The organism is Sulfitobacter sp. TCYB15 (assembly GCF_040435955.1).
GTDB classification, from domain to species: Bacteria; Pseudomonadota; Alphaproteobacteria; order Rhodobacterales; family Rhodobacteraceae; genus Sulfitobacter; species Sulfitobacter pontiacus.
Map to the genome: position 1 here is coordinate 255,845 of NZ_CP159193.1, position 16,130 is coordinate 271,974.

Here is a 16,130-nt window from a genome sequence, read left to right on the forward strand (position 1 = left end):
CCAGCGACCTAACCCCATGGGGCCGATATGAGCGATACCGCCGACGCGACGAACGACACACCTGAACAGACCGGCCCGATGCTGGCCGCGGACGGCACACCGCTGAAACGCAGCCTGAACCGTGCGCTCCGTCGTCAGAAGCTCAGCGCGCTTTTGCTGATCGCCCCTCTGCTGATCTTTATCCTGATCACCTTTATCGCGCCGATCGCCGATATGCTGTTCCGCTCTGTCGAGAACCAGATCGTCAGCGACACGCTGCCCCGTACCACGCAAACCCTTTCCGACTGGGACAGCGAAAGCGGTGAAACCCCCGGTGCCCCCGTCTACAAGGCGCTCTACGAAGACCTGTTCATCGCACAGGAACGCAAATTGCACACCCGTCTGGGCTCAAGGCTCAACTACGAGCTGACCGGTGCATCGTCCCTGTTCCGCAAATCCGGCCGCGGCGTGGATGACATTGGTGAAGTGTTTCAGGACCAGTTCGAGGATCTGAACGACTTCTGGAAGAAGGGCGAAAACTGGAACGCTCTGCTTGGCTCCGACGCATGGCTGGCAGAGATTTCCGACTGGAAAAAATCCTCCGGCGACGACCAGCCCGCGTTTGAAATGCGCGAAGGCATGGCAGAGCTTTTGCCCGAGACCGCAGAATACTACGAAATTTTCGCCGACTTCGTTCAGAACGACGACGAAGACAACCTGTACAAGGAAGACCCATGGGCGCTGATCTACTCAGCTCTCTATGACGACCTGACAGGCCCCACGGCATCGCAAATCGCCAGCTATTCAGGCCCGGCATCAGCCGAGTTGACCGAGGCTGCCGCAGCCGCCCCTACATTCGACGCAGTCGATTACAAAACAGCCTTCACCGAGATTGACGACGATTGGGGCAAAACCCCGATCTGGAGCACCATCCGCGCCTACAGCCCCGCGCTGACCAACGGCTATTTCCTGAATGCCGTCGACATGCAGAAAACGGCTGACGGTCCCGAATTCCGCCCCGACAACGAACGCATCTACGGCACGCTGTTCCTGCGCACGCTGTTCATGTCGGTCTGCATCACCCTCAGCTGTATCCTGCTGGGCTATCCGGTGGCGTGGATCCTCGCCAACCTGCCCGCGCGTACCGCGAACCTGCTGATGATCCTCGTGCTGCTGCCCTTCTGGACCTCGCTTCTGGTGCGGACATCAGCGTGGAAGGTCATGCTGCAACAACAGGGTGTGATCAACGATACACTGGTGTGGCTGGGGCTGGTGGCCGATGACAGCCGTCTTGCGCTGATCAACAACCAAACCGGCACGATCATCGCGATGACGCACATCCTGCTGCCCTTCATGATCCTGCCGCTCTATTCCGTGATGCAAACAGTACCGCCCAGCTATCTACGTGCGGCAAAGTCACTGGGGGCCACGAACTGGACAGCCTTCTGGCGCGTGTATTTCCCGCAATCAGTGCCCGGCATCGGCGCGGGGTCGATCCTCGTGTTCATCCTATCGATCGGCTACTACATCACGCCGGAAATCGTCGGCGGCACCACGGGGACATTCATCTCCAACCGGATTGCCTACCACATCTCCAGCTCGCTCAACTGGGGCCTCGCAGCCGCGCTCGGGGCGATCCTGCTGGCCGTGGTGCTTGGGCTTTACTGGGCCTACGACAAGATCGTCGGCATCGACAACGTGAAACTGGGAGGCTGATATCATGGTCGCACTCACACCTATCTCCCGCAAACCCGTCGGTTTCTATGTACCGGTTGTCGCCGCAGCAGGCGCCTTTGCCGGGCTCTTTGTCGGCACCGCCCAAGGCAGCGGACTGCTGGGCATCCTAATCGGAGCGCTCTCCATGGGGGCGCTGGCCTTTGTGCTGACGCAGCTGATCAAGAACGAAACCATCGCTCGCTGGACCTCTGTCATTCTGCTGGCGGTGATCGGCTTTATTCTGGGCGGCGTGCCCTTGCTGGTCCTAGGGGCCATCTTCGGCTGGTTCTTCGGCTGGTTCAGCTTCTGGCTCTACGAGGGACGCTACCGCGCCAAGGTCGCGCCCTATCTAACCCCGGGTCAGGTGCTTTGGCACTTTGCCTTCCGCATCATTTGCGGCGCGATCCTTGTGTTCCTGATCACACCGATCCTCGTGGTCATGCCACTCAGCTTCAACGCCGAGAACTTCTTTACCTTCACCCCTGAAATGCTGCGTTTCGATCCCGAAGGGTATTCGCTGCGCCACTACAAGGACTTTTTCAGCAGCTCCGCATGGCAAGGTGCTGTCTGGAACTCGATCAAGATCGCCCCGGCCGCGACCCTTCTGTCGGTCAGCTTCGGTACCCTCGCGGCCATTGGCCTGAGCCAGCAGCACGTGCCGTTCCGGCGCGCGATCATGGCAATCCTGATCTCGCCCATGATCGTCCCGCTGATCATCTCGGCGGCGGGCATGTACTTCTTTTACAGCCGCGTCGGCCTGCAGGGCACATATGTCGGCGTTGTCCTGGCACACGCGGCATTGGGCATCCCCTTCGTCATCATCACCGTCACCGCGACACTGGTAGGCTTTGACCGGTCTCTGACCCGCGCGGCGGCGAATATGGGGGCCAATCCGGTCACAACCTTCTTTCGCGTGCAAATGCCGTTGATCCTGCCGGGCGTGATCTCGGGCGGTTTGTTCGCCTTCATCACCTCGTTTGACGAAGTCGTCGTGGTGCTCTTTGTCGGCTCTGCCGGTCAGAAAACGCTCCCGTGGCAGATGTTCACAGGCCTGCGCGAACAGATCAGCCCCACGATCCTTGCCGTTGCGACGATCCTCGTGGTCATCTCGATCTGCCTGCTGACCGTGGTCGAACTGCTGCGCCGCCGCTCCGAACGGCTGCGCGGGATGTCACCCGGCTAAGCCGCTTCCAAATGGTTTAAAATCCTCGCCGAAGGCACGCGCCGGACCCAAAGGTCCGGCGCGTTTCATTTACGCCAGATTATTCCGCCGCGGCTGCGCGCAGCGTCTCCAACAATCGGGGGGAGGCATAGCCGTCAGGCACAAGCCCCTGCGACAATTGGAAATCGCGCACCGCATTGATGGTCAGCGGGCCGATCTTGGCGTCGATCTGGACCGTATCAAACCCCTGCGCCGTCAACTGCGTCTGAAGCTCGATCCGTTCATCATAGGTCAGCGCGCGGTCTTGCACCGGCCAGCTGGCCTCGATCGGCCCGCCCCCGGCGATACGGTCCGCCAGATGCCCCACACCGATCACATAGGCATCGGCCGAATTATAGCGTTCGATCACCGCGAAATTGGCATAGATCAGAAACGCCGCGCCCTCTGCCCCAGCGGGCAAAAGTAGTGACGCAGGGCCGTGATCCCCCAGCGATCCTGTCACAGGGCGCACCCCAAGCGCACGCCATTCCGCTGCCGTTTTCAGGATATCCCGCCCCGCCAGAAGATAGTCGAACCCCTCGGGCAGGCGAACCTCGACGCCCCAAGGCTGCCCTTGGACCCATCCGAAATGCTTGAGATACGCCGCGGTAGAGGCAAGCGCGTCACGTGGATCATCGCTCCAGATATCGCGTTTGCCATCGCCGGTAAAATCCTCGGCATATTGCTGGAAAGACGAGGGCATGAACTGCGTGTGCCCCATTGCACCAGCCCAACTGCCCTGCATCCTCGCGGGCGTGGTATCGCCCGCCTGCAAGATCCGCAGCGCGTCCAGCAGCTCCCCTTCAAAGAACGCCCTCCGCCGTCCGTCATAGGCCAATGTCGCCAGCGAGCTGAGCACCGGATCGCTGCCCCTGAAGGTGCCATAGGCGCTTTCGAGCCCCCAGATCGCGGTGACGATCTCTTTCTCGACGCCATAGCGCGTTTCGATTTGTGACAGCGCGTCGGCCTGTTCGGCCAGCGCCTTCTTCCCGTTGGTGACCCGCAAATCAGAGGTCGCGGTCTCAAGATAGGCCCAGATTGTTTTGGTGAATTCGGATTGGTTGCGGTCGCGGCGGATGACCTGCGGGTCATAGCGCACGGTCTGCATCGCGCGGTCAAAGACCGCACCGTCGATCCCTGCGGCCAATGCACGCGCACGAAAGGCGGTCACCCAGTCCTGCAACCCCGCCGCGTTGCCCGGCTTTTGCACCATGGCGGGTGGGCGCGCAGTACCCTCGGCCCCCGCAGCGATCACACCTGTGGCAGCCGTCACCGACAGTGTCACCCCGCCAACCAATACGCCAATTTTCAGCAGTTCCATTCCCGCGCCCTTCCCCAGCATCACGCTGCAAGCCTAGCGTCAAACGCCGCGCCCAGAAAGGCGGAGTTGCCCGCTGTGCGTGTTACTGCCCGCCTGTTCCTGCCTCGTGTCCCCGCTCCGGGGTCAGCGTCGTGTGCGTTTGACCTTGCGTTTCACCTTATCCGCCTTGCGCTTGGCTTTGACACCCTTGCGCTTGGGGTTGGTGCGGCCCGCAGGCCCACCGCGTCCGCGCCGCACCCCTTGGCCGCCCTTGGGCAGGGCGTCACCCTCAAGCGTCAGCAGCTCCAGCGCGATGCCCCCGGTGACCGGAACCGCCTCTGACAGGCGCACGGTGACACGCTGCCCGACAGAGATGATCATGCCCGTATCCGACCCCATCAGCGTGCCGGCTTCTTGGTCGAAATGGAAATACTCGCGCCCCAGCGACCGCATGGGCAGCAGCCCGTCGGCACCGGTTTCATCCAGCTTCACAAAGGCCCCAAATCGCGCCACGCCGCTGATCCGGCCCGAGAATTCATTGCCCACACGTTCCGACAGATAGGACGCGAGATAGCGATCGGTGGTGTCACGCTCTGCCATCATCGACCGGCGTTCCGTGTCCGAGATATGCGCGCCGGTCTGTTCGATGTCCTCGATATCATGCTGGCTTAGCCCGTCATTGCCCCAGCCGTGGGCAGTGATCAACGCGCGGTGCACGATCAAATCCGCGTAGCGCCGGATCGGAGAGGTGAAATGCGCGTAGGACCGCAGCGCCAGACCAAAGTGCCCGATATGCGCAGGCCCGTAATAGGCTTGCGTCATCGACCGCAGGGTCGACAGGTTGATCAGCTCGGCATCATCAGTGCCCGCCGCATCGTTCAGCAGCTTATTCAGATGGCGCGTATGCAGCACCTGTCCCTTGGCCAGCGTATAGCCCGCCGCCTGCGCGGTTTCGCGCAAGGCGTCCAGCTTGGCGGGAGAGGGCTCTTCGTGGATGCGATAAAGCAGCGGCGTTTTCTTGGACAGCAGAGTCTCGGCGGCGGCGACATTGGCTAGCACCATGAACTCTTCGATCAAGCGGTGCGCATCCAGCCGGTCCTTGAAGTTCACCGATTTCACGGTGCCGTCCTTGTCCAGTTCGATCCGCCGCTCGGGCAGGTCAAGGTCCAGCGGCTGACGCTCGGCGCGGGCAGCTTTCAAGGCGGCATAGGCGGCGTAGATCGGTTTTAGCACAGGGTCCAGCAACGGGCCGGTGCGGTCATTGGGGGCACCATCAATCGCGTCCTGCACCTCTTCGTAGTGCAGCGACGCGGGAGAGCGCATCAGCCCACGATGGAAGCTATGGCCGATCTTGTTGCCCGCCGCATCCAGCACCATGCGGACAGCGATACAGGCCCGCGGCACGCCTTCGTGCAACGAACACAGATCTCCCGACAGACGGTCGGGCAGCATCGGCACCACACGGTCAGGGAAATAGGTGGAATTGCCCCGTTTGCGCGCCTCGCGGTCCAGCGCAGAGCCGGGGGTGACATAGGCGGCCACATCGGCAATTGCGACCCAGACGACATGGCCGCCCTCGTTCTTGGGGTCTTCGTCAGCATGGGCATAGCATGCGTCATCATGGTCCCGCGCGTCCGACGGGTCGATGGTGATCAGGGGCAAATCGCGCAGATCCTCGCGCCCTTTCAGGCCCACTGGTTTTGCGGCATCGGCCTGCGCCATCACGTCGTCAGGAAAGTCGTCGGGGATACCATGCTGGTGGATCGCGATCAGGGACACGGCCTTGGGTGCCGACGGGTCCCCCAGCCGTTCAACGATACGCGCCCGCGGCGATCCCATGCGCGCCTTTGGTCCGGCCTGCTCCGCCTCGACCAGCTCGCCATCCTTGGCCCCGTGGGTCGCGTCTCCGGGCACCCACCATTCCTTGTCGGACCCTTTGTCGATGGGCACAATGCGCCCGCCCTCTGTGGTCTTGCGGAAGATGCCCAAGACCCGCTGCGGGTTCGCACCAATGCGGCGGATCAGCCGCGCCTCGTAGTGGTGGTCTTGCGCCTGTACCAACGTCAACCGCGCCAGAATACGGTCGCCCGCACCCAAGGCCGGGTCAGAGGCACGGGGGATCACCAGCACCACGGGCTCCACGCCTTCACCCTGCCACTCCATCGGTTTGGCAAACAGATCGCCATCTTTGTCCGGCCCCGTGACCTGCAACACAGACACCGGCGGCAAGCGGTCAGGGTCCTGATAGCTGCGCTTGCGCTTTTCCAGATGGCCTTCGGCCTCCAGCTCTTTCAGCACGCGTTTCAGATCGATCCGGGCCGCCCCCTTGATGCCGAACGCCTTGGCGATGTCACGCTTGGCGGTCAGAGTGGGGTTTTCGGCGATCCAGTCAAGGATCTCGGGCTTTGAAGGTATTTTGCTCATGCTTCACGAGGTAGCACGCGCACCCCGCTTCGTCATGGGCAAATCGTCGATTGTATCCACGTCCCGCAATGTGGCGACCTGTGCGATGCGGTGATCGGGCAGCGTGGCGACGGTATCGGCCAGCGCATGCTCCGTGGACCAGCGGACGTTTTCAAACAGGCGCGGCGGCACGGGGCGGGCGCGTTTCAGCCCGACCAGCCAATAGCCCCCGTCCGGTGCAGGCCCGAACACCGCGTCATGCGACCCGAGCGCGCGAAACGCATCAGCCACCCGCGCCGCGGTCACACCCGGAATATCCGCCCCGATGACGCAGACCGGCCCCGCGGGCGCAGCACGCAGCATACGACCCATACGATCCCCCAGATCACCGCGCCCCTGCGGCCAGCGCGGCAGATGCGCGGGCCAGACACGGCTGGACAGCCCCGCCCGATCCGGCGCGACCGCCAGCACCACCTGCCAGCGCGGGTCTTGCACACGGCGGATCAACGCGCGGGTCTGATGCCGGAACCACCACGCGGCAGCGGTCATGCCCAGATCACGGCCAAGCCGCGTCTTGACCCGCCCCGGCAGCGGCTCTTTCACCATGATGACCAGCGTGCGGTTCAAAGCGACAGCACCATCTCGCGATGATCAATGCCGGCGTCGTCAAAGACCGGCCCCTGCGCCACGAACCCCAGCTTTTCGTAGAACCCCAAGGCATGCAACTGCGCGCCGAGCTTCACGAAGCGCACGGCAGGATCCTTGCGCGCCTCGTCTACCGCCGCGCGGATCAACGCCGCGCCAAGCCCCGTACCGCGGTGGGATTTGATCACACATACGCGCCCGATCTTGGCCGTATCACCCTTGATATGCATCCGCGCCGATCCGATCGGCAGCTCTTCCTCGGTGGCAAGGAAATGCGTCGCGTCATCGTCGCGGTCGTCCATTTCATCGGCTTCCGACACGTTCTGCTCTTCGATAAAGACGATGCGGCGCAGCAGGTGACAGCTGGCGAGGTCTTCGGTCACGGCGATATGGGCGGTCATGCGAAATAGTCCTTCAGGATGCGGGTATAGATGGATTTGAGCTGGTGGATCTGCGCCACCTCGACGTTTTCGTCGACCTCGTGCATGGACTGACCAACCAGCCCGAATTCAACCACAGGGCAATGGTGCTTCATGAACCGCGCATCCGACGTCCCGCCAGAGGTGGATAGCTCGGGCGTCACCCCCGTCTCTGCCTGCACCGCTTTGGACACCAGATCAGACAGCTCACCCGGCGGCGTGATAAAGCTCTCGCCCGAAATTTTAACCTTGAGCTCGACCTGCACGCCGAAACTGTCGCGGACCGCGGCGGCCTGTTCCTCCAGCCAAGTGGTCAGGCTAGCGCCCGAATGCTTGTCGTTAAAACGGATGTTCACCGTCGCGCGGGTTTCAGCGGGGATCACGTTGGTCGCGGGGTTGCCGGTATCGACGGTGACAATCGCCAGCGTGGAGGGATCGAAATGGTCCGTCCCCTCGTCCAGCTGATGCGAGGCAAGCTGATCCATAAGCCGCATCATCGCAGGCATCGGGTTATTGGCGCGGTGAGGATAGGCCGCATGGCCCTGTTTGCCGATCACGCGAAAATGTGCGTTCAGCGACCCGCGTCGCCCGATCTTGATCATCTCGCCCATTTTGTTCGGACATGTCGGCTCCCCCACCAGACAAACATCCATCCGTTCGCCCGCCTCTTGCATGTAATCCAGCAAGGCTCGAGTGCCGTCGATGCCTTCGGCTTCCTCGTCGCCGGTGATTGCCAGCACGATGGACCCATCCGGGGGCGTGTCGCGGACAAAGTCGATGGCCGCGGCGGTGAAAGCTGCCACACCGGATTTCATATCGGTGGTGCCGCGCCCGTACATGATGCCGTCTTTGATCTCTGCGCCAAAGGGCGGCATCGTCCAGTCGGCCTCGTTCCCGATGGGCACGACATCGGTGTGACCGTTAAAGCCAAAGCTGCGGGTGTTACCCTTGTTGCCCCAACGCGCAAAGAGGTTCTTGATCCCTCCACGGTCCGCCCAGGCACAGTCAAACCCCGCCTCGGTCAGCAGATCGAACAGCACCTCTTGCGCGCCCCCATCTGCGGGGGTGACCGACGGGCAACGCACCAGTTTGGCGGTCAGGTCTACGGGATCGATGCTGGACATATGAGGGCTCCTTCGGCGTGTGTCGCGGTGTTGCCCTACATTTGTGGGGAAAATGTACCAAAGCCAAGGGGCAGCGCGGAAATACACAAAGCGGTGAGCCACATAGCCCACGCCAGCGCTGCAAAGCCGCGCAGGAACCTTAGTCGAAGAAAGGCGTCATCTGCGCAATAATGACAGAGTTTTCGTCCAGCGCCCGCGCCATCAAGGCCCGTTCGTCTTCGTCAATCTCGTGGCCTTCGGCCTCGCGGTCGGCAATCGTGCCATATCCGGTCACATCCAGCGGGTTGGTATCGGCCTGTTTCAGGATGGCGACCGTCTCGCGCACGGCTTCCGCTTCGTCGATACCCGAGGCAAAGCACATCAGCGCAGCGCCCGTCGCCTTGTCCGGCAGGCCGTCGCCCTCTTTGCGGCCAATCTCGACCAGCAGCGTATAGACCTGCTGGCGTGACGGTTTCTTGGGTTTCTTCTGGTCAGACATAAAAAGGGCCACCGCATTAAGATGCGGCAGCCCTATCGTGTTCTGTGTCGTCTGAAAAGGGTCAGCTACGTCCGCGTACCAAACGTGTAACCCAAATCAACAGGCAGGCCCCGATGACGCCGACGACCAGTTGACCAATCCAGCCACCCAAGGTCGCACCGACGATTGTCATCAGCAGGAAGTTGGCAACGATCGCGCCAATGATCCCCAGAATAATGTTCATGATCAGCCCCATATCGGACTTCATGATCTTTTCCGCGATCCAACCGGCCAGACCACCGACGATTATTGCTGCGAACCAACCCAGACCTGTCATTTCAAATTCTCCATAAATCTTGTTTCATAGAGTGAACTCACAGGTCTGTGAAAAGGTTCCCTTAGTCGCGCAGCAGCTCGTTGATCGAGGTTTTGGAGCGGGTCTTTTCGTCGACGCGCTTCACGATCACGGCGCAATAAAGGTGCACACCGTTCTTCGACGGCATGGACCCCGCCACAACGACCGACCCCGCGGGCACTTCGCCATAGAAGACTTCGCCGGTTTCACGGTCGAGGATCTTGGTCGACTGGCCGATGTAGACCCCCATCCCCAGAACGGAGCCTTCGCGGACGATACAGCCTTCGACCACCTCGGAACGCGCACCGATAAAGCAGTTGTCTTCGATGATTGTCGGGCCGGCCTGCATGGGCTCGAGCACGCCACCGATGCCAACACCACCCGACAGGTGGACGTTCTTGCCGATCTGCGCACACGACCCGACGGTCGCCCATGTGTCCACCATTGTGCCGCTGTCGACGTAGGCGCCGATGTTCACAAAGGACGGCATCAGCACGACGCCCGGCGCGATATAGGCCGATTTGCGCACGACACAGTTGGGCACGGCGCGAAAGCCCGCCTCTTTCCAGTCGGCATCGTTCCAGCCTTTGAACTTGCTATCGACCTTGTCCCACCAACCGCTGCCCTGCGGGCCGCCGTCTTGCTGTTCCATATCCTTGATGCGGAAGCCCAGCAGGACCGCTTTCTTGGCCCATTGGTTCACATGCCAGTCGCCGTTCTCCATCTTTTCGGCAACGCGCAGCTTGCCGCTGTCCAGCGCGGCCAGCGTGTCTTCGATCGCGTCACGTGTTTCGCCGGTGGTGGCCGAAGTGATCGTGTCACGGGCGTCCCAGGCGGCTTCGATGGCGGTTTCAAGTTGGGCGTTCGACATGGGTTTAGCTCCGGCGAATGAGGGTCAAATGTTGCGCTTGGCTATACAGTCGTCGGGGCTGTGGTGCAATGACGTCGGATGGCGTGGTCATTTGCGGCAAAGGCAGGCATGTTGCAGCAAAGGGCACCCGTCGCCCGCACAGACCGGAGAGTATGATGACCGAATCCAAACGCCACCCCTTGCGCAAGGCCGGCGACGACCGCGCCACCGCGCAGGATGTACCCGACACGCCGCAAACGCGCGCCCCGGCATACCGGCTGGCCTTTACCGATGACGACTTCATGTGCCGTCAGGAGCTGCGCCCCGTCCGGCTGCAACTGGAATTGCTCAAGCCCGAGATGGAGCTGGACGCCCATGGTGTGAAATCCACCATCGTCCTGTTCGGCGGCGCGCGTATTCCCGCCCCTGCCCATAAAGACAAGGCCCGCACCAAGACACTGGCCGATCTGTCCCATTTCTATGACGAGGCCCGCGAATTCGCACGGCTGATGACGCTGAAATCGATGGAGAGTGACGGGCAAGACAACGTGATCGTCACTGGCGGTGGCCCCGGCGTGATGGAGGCAGGCAATCGCGGTGCCGTCGACGCCGGCGGGCAATCTATCGGGCTGAACATCGTTCTACCCTTCGAACAGGCCCCGAATGAATATGTCACACCGGAGCTGTGCTTTAACTTTCACTACTTCGCGATCCGCAAGATGCATTTCCTGATGCGCGCGCGGGCGATCTGTGTCTTCCCCGGCGGCTTTGGCACGCTGGACGAGATGTTCGAGACGCTGACCCTGATCCAGACAGGCCGGATGAGCCGCGTGCCGTTCCTGCTGTTCGGCCGTACCTTCTGGGAAAAGATCATCAACTGGGACGCGCTGGCAGACGCGGGCACGATCTCTGATCAGGATCTGGACCTGTTCCAATTCGTTGAAACCGCCGACGAGGCGATGAAGCTGATCGAAAACTGGGATACAGCCCCCGCCCGAGAGGAAATCCCCGGGCGTTCAAAATAAAAGGTTCCGGTCAGATCAGGCGCAAAGATCGGCCGGAAGCACACAGACCTCTACGTGATGCGGCAGCGTTTCCAGAACGGACCCGTGGTCCGTATCACGTACCCCATAGCCATACCCGGCCAGACGATGTTTCCATTCGCGGTAGGACAAGGCGCTTTCGCGTTCGCGGGTCACAAGCGCCAGTACATCGGCAGTGATAAAGGCGTCGTTCTTGATAATAACAGTCATCGCAGTATCGCTCCTGATTGTGTTGTCGATGGAAACAATATTCTGGGCGATCATGACTTAATTTCTGCTTAAATGTGGCGGGCCCAAGGTCATTTCAGGGTGACCCCGCCGCAATCAAACCCCTTCAAATGCAAACAGCCGCCCCAATCGGGACGGCTGCATCGTGGATTTCACGTTGAATTGAGGGCGGTTACATCCCCGCGTCAGCCTCGATCTGCTTGCGGGACTTGCGTTCGCGCTCTGTCGCGGATTTCAACTGACCGCAGGCCGCCATGATATCTTCACCCCGCGGTTTACGCACGGGCGAGGCATAGCCTGCCTGATACACGATCTCGGAGAACGCGCGAATGCGGTTGTTCGACGACCGCTTATACGGCGCGCCGGGCCATTCGTTGAACGGGATCAGGTTGATCTTGGCGGGGATACCGCGGATCAATTCAATCAGACGATGCGCATCGGCGTCTGAATCGTTCACACCATCCAGCATGACATATTCGAACGTGATCCGTTCGGAGTTGCTGACCTTGGGGTAGGCCCGCAGCGCCTCGATCAGCTCGGCGATGTTCCAGCGTTTGTTGATCGGCACCAACTTGTTGCGCACCTCGTCCGTGGTAGCGTGGAAGGATACAGCCAGTTGGCAGCCAATCTCTTCGGCGGTGCGCGCGATCTCCGGCACAACACCGGAGGTCGACAAGGTGATCCGGCGGCGCGACAGCTGGATCCCCTCGGGGTCCATCGCGATCTTCATCGCGTCGCGCACGTTTTCAAAGTTATACAACGGCTCGCCCATGCCCATCAGCACGATGTTGGACAACAGCCGCGGCGCATCGGTCAGCGTACCGGGCACGGGCCATTCGCCCAGATCATCCCGCGCCACCATCACCTGCCCGATAATCTCGGCCGCGGTCAGGTTGCGCACCAGCTTTTGCGTGCCGGTATGACAAAAGGAACAGGTCAACGTGCAGCCGACCTGAGAGCTGACGCACAAGGTGCCGCGCCCCTCTTCGGGGATATACACCACCTCGACCTCATGACCGCCCGCGATGCGCACCAGATATTTGCGCGTGCCGTCTTCGGACACCTGCTTGGTCACGACCTCGGGCACCTCGATCACAAACTTCTCGGCCAGCTCGGCACGGAAGGCTTTCGACAGGTTGGTCATATCGGCAAAATCGCGGGTGCCCCATTGATAGATCCACTGCCAGATCTGCCCCACACGCATCTTCGCCTGTTTCTCAGGCGTGCCTTCTGCGATCAACGCGGCGCGCATGGCATCACGGGTCAACCCGACAAGGTTCACCGGCCCCTCCGCCTGCTTACGCGGAATGGTCATGACATCTTGAGTGATCGGCGCGGTCGCAGACATGGGGATTCTCCGGTGTGCAGGGGTTTGAGCGCTCTATATAGGGATTTTTCCCTAAATCAAAAGGAAACGCCGCATTGCTGGGCCGGGCTGAGTGCATAGCTTCGCCCGTCATGGCCGCTTTATCGACCTAACCCTTGGTGTGAAAAAGCCCCGCCAATGGCAGGGCTTTGCGATCAGTTCAGGCGGAAAAACCTAGCCGCCGCAGCGTTTGGCCGCATCTTCAACCGCAGCCGTGAACCCCAGAAGCGAGAACGTGTCCTCGGTCTGCGTCCCACGCCCGGAACGGCCCGTCAGCTTTGCATCCGCGCCACGTTTCATCGCGGCGATGATCTTGTTGTCGTCCTCGGTGGTCGCAGGCCAGGCCCATTCGCCTTCGGTGAACAGCTCGAACGTGGTGCCGCCGATGTTCATGTTGACAGTCGACCCCGAAGCAAAGGGATAGCCGCCGGTAAAGGCCACCTGCCCCTTGGCCCCCGCGCTTGGACGGTAAAAGACCATCAGCAGGGTCTGGCCACGGTTCACCGCCACAACGCGGCCATCACGGGAGTTTACGGATTCTTTCGGCGTGGACACGCCCCAGCATTCGGTCGGGTTGTCTTCGACGAATACGCTCCAGTCCGTCTCTGCTGCCACGCGGTTCGTGCTTTGCGCTTGCGCGAAAACGCTGCCTGCGCTCAGACCCGCCAGCGCCGCCGCAAAACCAATCGTCCTAAAGTTCATCATCTACCTGGGCCTCCAGCCGCCATTAACCTCAACATCACAACAATTCCCCAATGGCAGCCCTTCGGGAGGCGCTCTTGATCAAAGGAACTGTATTTCTCTCGTCAACAAGCATAATAACGGCAAACAGGCGACACACGAAACCCTGATTGGCAGGAATTCGCCAACGAAAAGGATAATTCATGACCCAAGCAGCCCCCTTTGCTGAAATCTGGCGTGGTCCGTTTCTGGAAAGCGTGCATTCGGGTCATGCGGTGGTCTGTGACAGCAGCGGTCAGATCCTGCAGGCTTGGGGCGATCCCGATGCGGTGATCCTGCCGCGCTCCTCTGCCAAGATGATCCAGGCGCTGCCCCTGATCCAGTCCGGTGCCGCCGATGCCTATGGCCTTGGGCCCCAACATCTGGCGCTGGCCTGCGCGTCCCATCAGGCGGCGGATTTGCATGTGGGCATCATCTCTGACTGGCTCAAGACGTTGGGGCTGGACGACAGCGCCTTTCGCTGCGGCACGGCAGTTCCCGGTGACGAGGCCGCGCGCAATGCACTGGTGTGTTCTGACACCCAGCCTTGCCAGATCCACCATGAATGTTCCGGCAAACACGCAGGCTTCTTGTCGGTCAACGCCCATATGGGCGGCGGCGCGGATTACGAAAAGCCGGACCACCCGGTGCAACGCGCCTGTCTCGAGGCGTTCGAGCGTGTGACCGGCACCACCTCGCCCGGCTTCGGGATCGACGGCTGCTCTGTCCCGAATTTTGCAACTACGCTACATGGTATGGCCCGCGCCATGGCGCATTTCGCCGCTGCTCCCGATGGGTCGGCCGAGGCGCGGCTGCATCAGGCCATGCGCCTGCACCCCGACCTTGTCGCCGGCGAGACCCGCGCCTGCACCAATCTGATGCGCGCGATGAACGGCAAGGTCGCGCTCAAAACCGGGGCCGAGGGGTTCTTCATCGCAATCCTGCCGGATCAGAACATCGGCGTGGCTCTCAAGGCGGCCTGTGGCACCAAACGCGCGGCCGAATGCGCGATCACCTCGATCCTGGTCAAACTCGGCGCGCTCGACCCGAACCACCCCGAAGCATTGAAATACCGCAATGCCCCGATAGAAAACCGGCGCGGCATCATTACGGGCACGCTCAAACCTGCCGCCGGCTTTGCGTAACGTCGCTTCCAAATGGTTAAAAATCCCGGGGTATGGGGCAGCGCCCCATGCAGCTTGCGCGCCTAGATGACGAATTCGTCCTTGGCGTACCCCTGCACATAAAGCAGCGCCGTCAGATCGCCAAAGTTGATCCGCACGTCACATTCCGCCGCCACGGCGGGCTTGGCGTGCAGCGCCACGCCCATGCCCGCGCGCGCCAGCATGCCCAGATCGTTTGCCCCGTCGCCCACGGCAATCACGTCGTCCTCTGACAGCCCCAGCCGCGCGGTGATCTGTTCCAGCGCATCGACCTTGGCCTGTTTGCCCAGGATCGGCACGCCGACGTCGCCCGTCAGCACGCCATCCGATGCGATCAGCGTATTCGCGCGGTTCTCGTCAAAGCCAAGCGCCTCTGCCACCGCGGCGGTGAATGCCGTGAAACCGCCCGACACAAGCGCCGCATAGGCCCCATTTGCCTTCATCGTGGCGATCAGGGTCTTGCCGCCGGGCATATGGGTAATCCGTTCGGCCAGCACGCGGGTGATCACCGCCTCGTCCAACCCCTTCAACAGACCAACCCGTTCGCGCAGGGCGGCGTTGAAATCAAGCTCTCCGTTCATGGCGCGGGCGGTGATATCTTTGACGCGGTCCCCGACCCCGGCCTCATCTGCCAGCTCGTCGATACACTCCTGCTGGATCATGGTGCTGTCCATATCCGCCAGCAGCATCTTCTTGCGGCGGCCTTCCGACGGGGTGATCACCAGATCGACCCCCATCCCCTGACATTCGGCCCAGACATCCCAGCGATTGCCCGGCATCCGCTTCATGTCAAAGCCCGCCGCCTCATCCGGAGCAAGCCAGACCGCATCCCCGCCGCCCCATGCGTTGCGCACGGCATCGACCAGAGACGCCTCAAGCTGCGGGCGTTGAGGAGAGGTTAGAAGGGTCACACTATGCATGGGTCAGGTCCGTTCGGGTCAAATCAGTCTGGGGCGCATCTTGCGCATTGTTTTAACGGGGTTTCCACCCCTGTTCCAGCGCTCCTGCGGGGGAAGGTTGCGCGCCTTGCCCAAGCGGCCCGAACAGACCGCCTTGCGCGTTATCCTGCCCGCCATTATGTTACAAAATATGTAAACTGAAAAATGTCAGGTAACATTTAAGTTGCGTCGAATCGCGACTATCCCTACGCTCGTCAACCAA

Annotated in this window: 16 protein-coding genes; 4 read left to right on the forward strand and 12 right to left on the reverse strand. The window is 61.5% G+C overall.

What is annotated here, in order from left to right:
• The first annotated feature begins 27 nt into the window (after window positions 1–27).
• A complete protein-coding gene (locus ABM428_RS01205) occupies window positions 28–1,695 on the forward strand; it encodes an ABC transporter permease (RefSeq protein WP_005850527.1) in 1,668 nt (555 codons plus the stop codon).
• A 4-nt stretch (window positions 1,696–1,699) separates the two neighbouring features.
• Entirely contained in the window at window positions 1,700–2,878 is a 1,179-nt protein-coding gene (locus ABM428_RS01210) for an ABC transporter permease (RefSeq protein WP_037942574.1), read from the forward strand.
• 79 nt (window positions 2,879–2,957) lie between these two features.
• Here the strand turns inward: ABM428_RS01210 and ABM428_RS01215 are convergent, their stop codons facing one another.
• The 8 genes from ABM428_RS01215 to dapD all read right to left on the reverse strand — a co-directional run bounded on the left by ABM428_RS01215 (window position 2,958) and on the right by dapD (window position 10,470).
• Window positions 2,958–4,217: a lytic murein transglycosylase gene (locus ABM428_RS01215; protein WP_240790836.1), complete on the reverse strand. Its 1,260-nt coding sequence runs from the start codon at window positions 4,215–4,217 to the stop codon at window positions 2,958–2,960.
• Window positions 4,218–4,340: 123 nt separating this feature from the next.
• Window positions 4,341–6,620, reverse strand: coding sequence for a ribonuclease R (rnr, locus tag ABM428_RS01220; protein ID WP_005850532.1), 2,280 nt, complete (start codon window positions 6,618–6,620; stop codon window positions 4,341–4,343).
• Between the two features lie 3 nt (window positions 6,621–6,623).
• A complete protein-coding gene (locus ABM428_RS01225; protein ID WP_064217293.1) occupies window positions 6,624–7,226 on the reverse strand; it encodes a TIGR04282 family arsenosugar biosynthesis glycosyltransferase in 603 nt (200 codons plus the stop codon).
• A complete protein-coding gene (locus tag ABM428_RS01230; protein WP_005850535.1) occupies window positions 7,223–7,645 on the reverse strand; it encodes a GNAT family N-acetyltransferase in 423 nt (140 codons plus the stop codon). The genes ABM428_RS01225 and ABM428_RS01230 overlap by 4 nt, the downstream gene beginning before the upstream one ends.
• Window positions 7,642–8,787: a succinyl-diaminopimelate desuccinylase gene (gene dapE, locus ABM428_RS01235; RefSeq protein WP_353628074.1), complete on the reverse strand. Its 1,146-nt coding sequence runs from the start codon at window positions 8,785–8,787 to the stop codon at window positions 7,642–7,644. Before dapE ends, ABM428_RS01230 begins: the two co-directional genes overlap by 4 nt.
• A 139-nt stretch (window positions 8,788–8,926) precedes the next feature.
• Window positions 8,927–9,265, reverse strand: a complete 339-nt coding sequence (locus ABM428_RS01240) for a hypothetical protein (RefSeq protein WP_005850537.1) — start codon at window positions 9,263–9,265, stop codon at window positions 8,927–8,929.
• A gap of 61 nt (window positions 9,266–9,326) precedes the next feature.
• Entirely contained in the window at window positions 9,327–9,581 is a 255-nt protein-coding gene (locus ABM428_RS01245) for a GlsB/YeaQ/YmgE family stress response membrane protein (protein WP_005850538.1), read from the reverse strand.
• 61 nt (window positions 9,582–9,642) lie between these two features.
• On the reverse strand, window positions 9,643–10,470 hold the full coding sequence (gene dapD / locus ABM428_RS01250; RefSeq protein ID WP_005850539.1) for a 2,3,4,5-tetrahydropyridine-2,6-dicarboxylate N-succinyltransferase: 828 nt from the start codon (window positions 10,468–10,470) through the stop codon (window positions 9,643–9,645).
• A gap of 152 nt (window positions 10,471–10,622) precedes the next feature.
• Here dapD and ABM428_RS01255 point away from each other — a divergent pair, with 152 nt between their 5' ends.
• Complete coding sequence (locus ABM428_RS01255) at window positions 10,623–11,474, forward strand: TIGR00730 family Rossman fold protein (protein WP_132997593.1); 852 nt, start codon at window positions 10,623–10,625, stop codon at window positions 11,472–11,474.
• A gap of 15 nt (window positions 11,475–11,489) precedes the next feature.
• On the opposite strand, the gene ABM428_RS01260 is transcribed toward ABM428_RS01255, so the two are convergent.
• The 3 genes from ABM428_RS01260 to ABM428_RS01270 all read right to left on the reverse strand — a co-directional run bounded on the left by ABM428_RS01260 (window position 11,490) and on the right by ABM428_RS01270 (window position 13,791).
• Window positions 11,490–11,702: a hypothetical protein gene (locus ABM428_RS01260; RefSeq protein ID WP_005850541.1), complete on the reverse strand. Its 213-nt coding sequence runs from the start codon at window positions 11,700–11,702 to the stop codon at window positions 11,490–11,492.
• 190 nt (window positions 11,703–11,892) lie between these two features.
• Window positions 11,893–13,068, reverse strand: coding sequence for a 23S rRNA (adenine(2503)-C(2))-methyltransferase RlmN (rlmN, locus tag ABM428_RS01265; RefSeq protein ID WP_037942562.1), 1,176 nt, complete (start codon window positions 13,066–13,068; stop codon window positions 11,893–11,895).
• A 192-nt stretch (window positions 13,069–13,260) separates the two neighbouring features.
• Window positions 13,261–13,791 carry an invasion associated locus B family protein gene (locus ABM428_RS01270; protein ID WP_005850544.1) on the reverse strand — a complete coding sequence of 177 codons (531 nt, stop codon included), beginning with the start codon at window positions 13,789–13,791 and terminating at the stop codon, window positions 13,261–13,263.
• A gap of 179 nt (window positions 13,792–13,970) precedes the next feature.
• Between ABM428_RS01270 and ABM428_RS01275 the strand changes: the two genes are divergently transcribed.
• A complete protein-coding gene (locus ABM428_RS01275) occupies window positions 13,971–14,951 on the forward strand; it encodes an asparaginase (protein ID WP_132997594.1) in 981 nt (326 codons plus the stop codon).
• Window positions 14,952–15,013: 62 nt separating this feature from the next.
• Here the strand turns inward: ABM428_RS01275 and serB are convergent, their stop codons facing one another.
• Complete coding sequence (serB, locus tag ABM428_RS01280) at window positions 15,014–15,889, reverse strand: phosphoserine phosphatase SerB (RefSeq protein WP_005850546.1); 876 nt, start codon at window positions 15,887–15,889, stop codon at window positions 15,014–15,016.
• Window positions 15,890–16,130: the final 241 nt, after the last annotated feature.

Excerpts from the sequence above, each read along its gene's own strand:
- ABM428_RS01245 (WP_005850538.1), bottom strand. The coding sequence starts at position 9,581 with ATGACAGGTCTGGGTTGGTTCGCAGCAATAATCGTCGGTGGTCTGGCC.
- rnr (WP_005850532.1), bottom strand. The coding sequence starts at position 6,620 with ATGAGCAAAATACCTTCAAAGCCCGAGATCCTTGACTGGATCGCCGAA.
- ABM428_RS01275 (WP_132997594.1), top strand. The coding sequence starts at position 13,971 with ATGACCCAAGCAGCCCCCTTTGCTGAAATCTGGCGTGGTCCGTTTCTG.
- dapE (WP_353628074.1), bottom strand. The coding sequence starts at position 8,787 with ATGTCCAGCATCGATCCCGTAGACCTGACCGCCAAACTGGTGCGTTGC.
- dapD (WP_005850539.1), bottom strand. The coding sequence starts at position 10,470 with ATGTCGAACGCCCAACTTGAAACCGCCATCGAAGCCGCCTGGGACGCC.
- ABM428_RS01210 (WP_037942574.1), top strand. The coding sequence starts at position 1,700 with ATGGTCGCACTCACACCTATCTCCCGCAAACCCGTCGGTTTCTATGTA.
- ABM428_RS01230 (WP_005850535.1), bottom strand. The coding sequence starts at position 7,645 with ATGACCGCCCATATCGCCGTGACCGAAGACCTCGCCAGCTGTCACCTG.
- ABM428_RS01205 (WP_005850527.1), top strand. The coding sequence starts at position 28 with ATGAGCGATACCGCCGACGCGACGAACGACACACCTGAACAGACCGGC.
- serB (WP_005850546.1), bottom strand. The coding sequence starts at position 15,889 with ATGCATAGTGTGACCCTTCTAACCTCTCCTCAACGCCCGCAGCTTGAG.
- ABM428_RS01215 (WP_240790836.1), bottom strand. The coding sequence starts at position 4,217 with ATGGAACTGCTGAAAATTGGCGTATTGGTTGGCGGGGTGACACTGTCG.
- rlmN (WP_037942562.1), bottom strand. The coding sequence starts at position 13,068 with ATGTCTGCGACCGCGCCGATCACTCAAGATGTCATGACCATTCCGCGT.
- ABM428_RS01255 (WP_132997593.1), top strand. The coding sequence starts at position 10,623 with ATGATGACCGAATCCAAACGCCACCCCTTGCGCAAGGCCGGCGACGAC.
- ABM428_RS01240 (WP_005850537.1), bottom strand. The coding sequence starts at position 9,265 with ATGTCTGACCAGAAGAAACCCAAGAAACCGTCACGCCAGCAGGTCTAT.
- ABM428_RS01260 (WP_005850541.1), bottom strand. The coding sequence starts at position 11,702 with ATGACTGTTATTATCAAGAACGACGCCTTTATCACTGCCGATGTACTG.
- ABM428_RS01270 (WP_005850544.1), bottom strand. The coding sequence starts at position 13,791 with ATGATGAACTTTAGGACGATTGGTTTTGCGGCGGCGCTGGCGGGTCTG.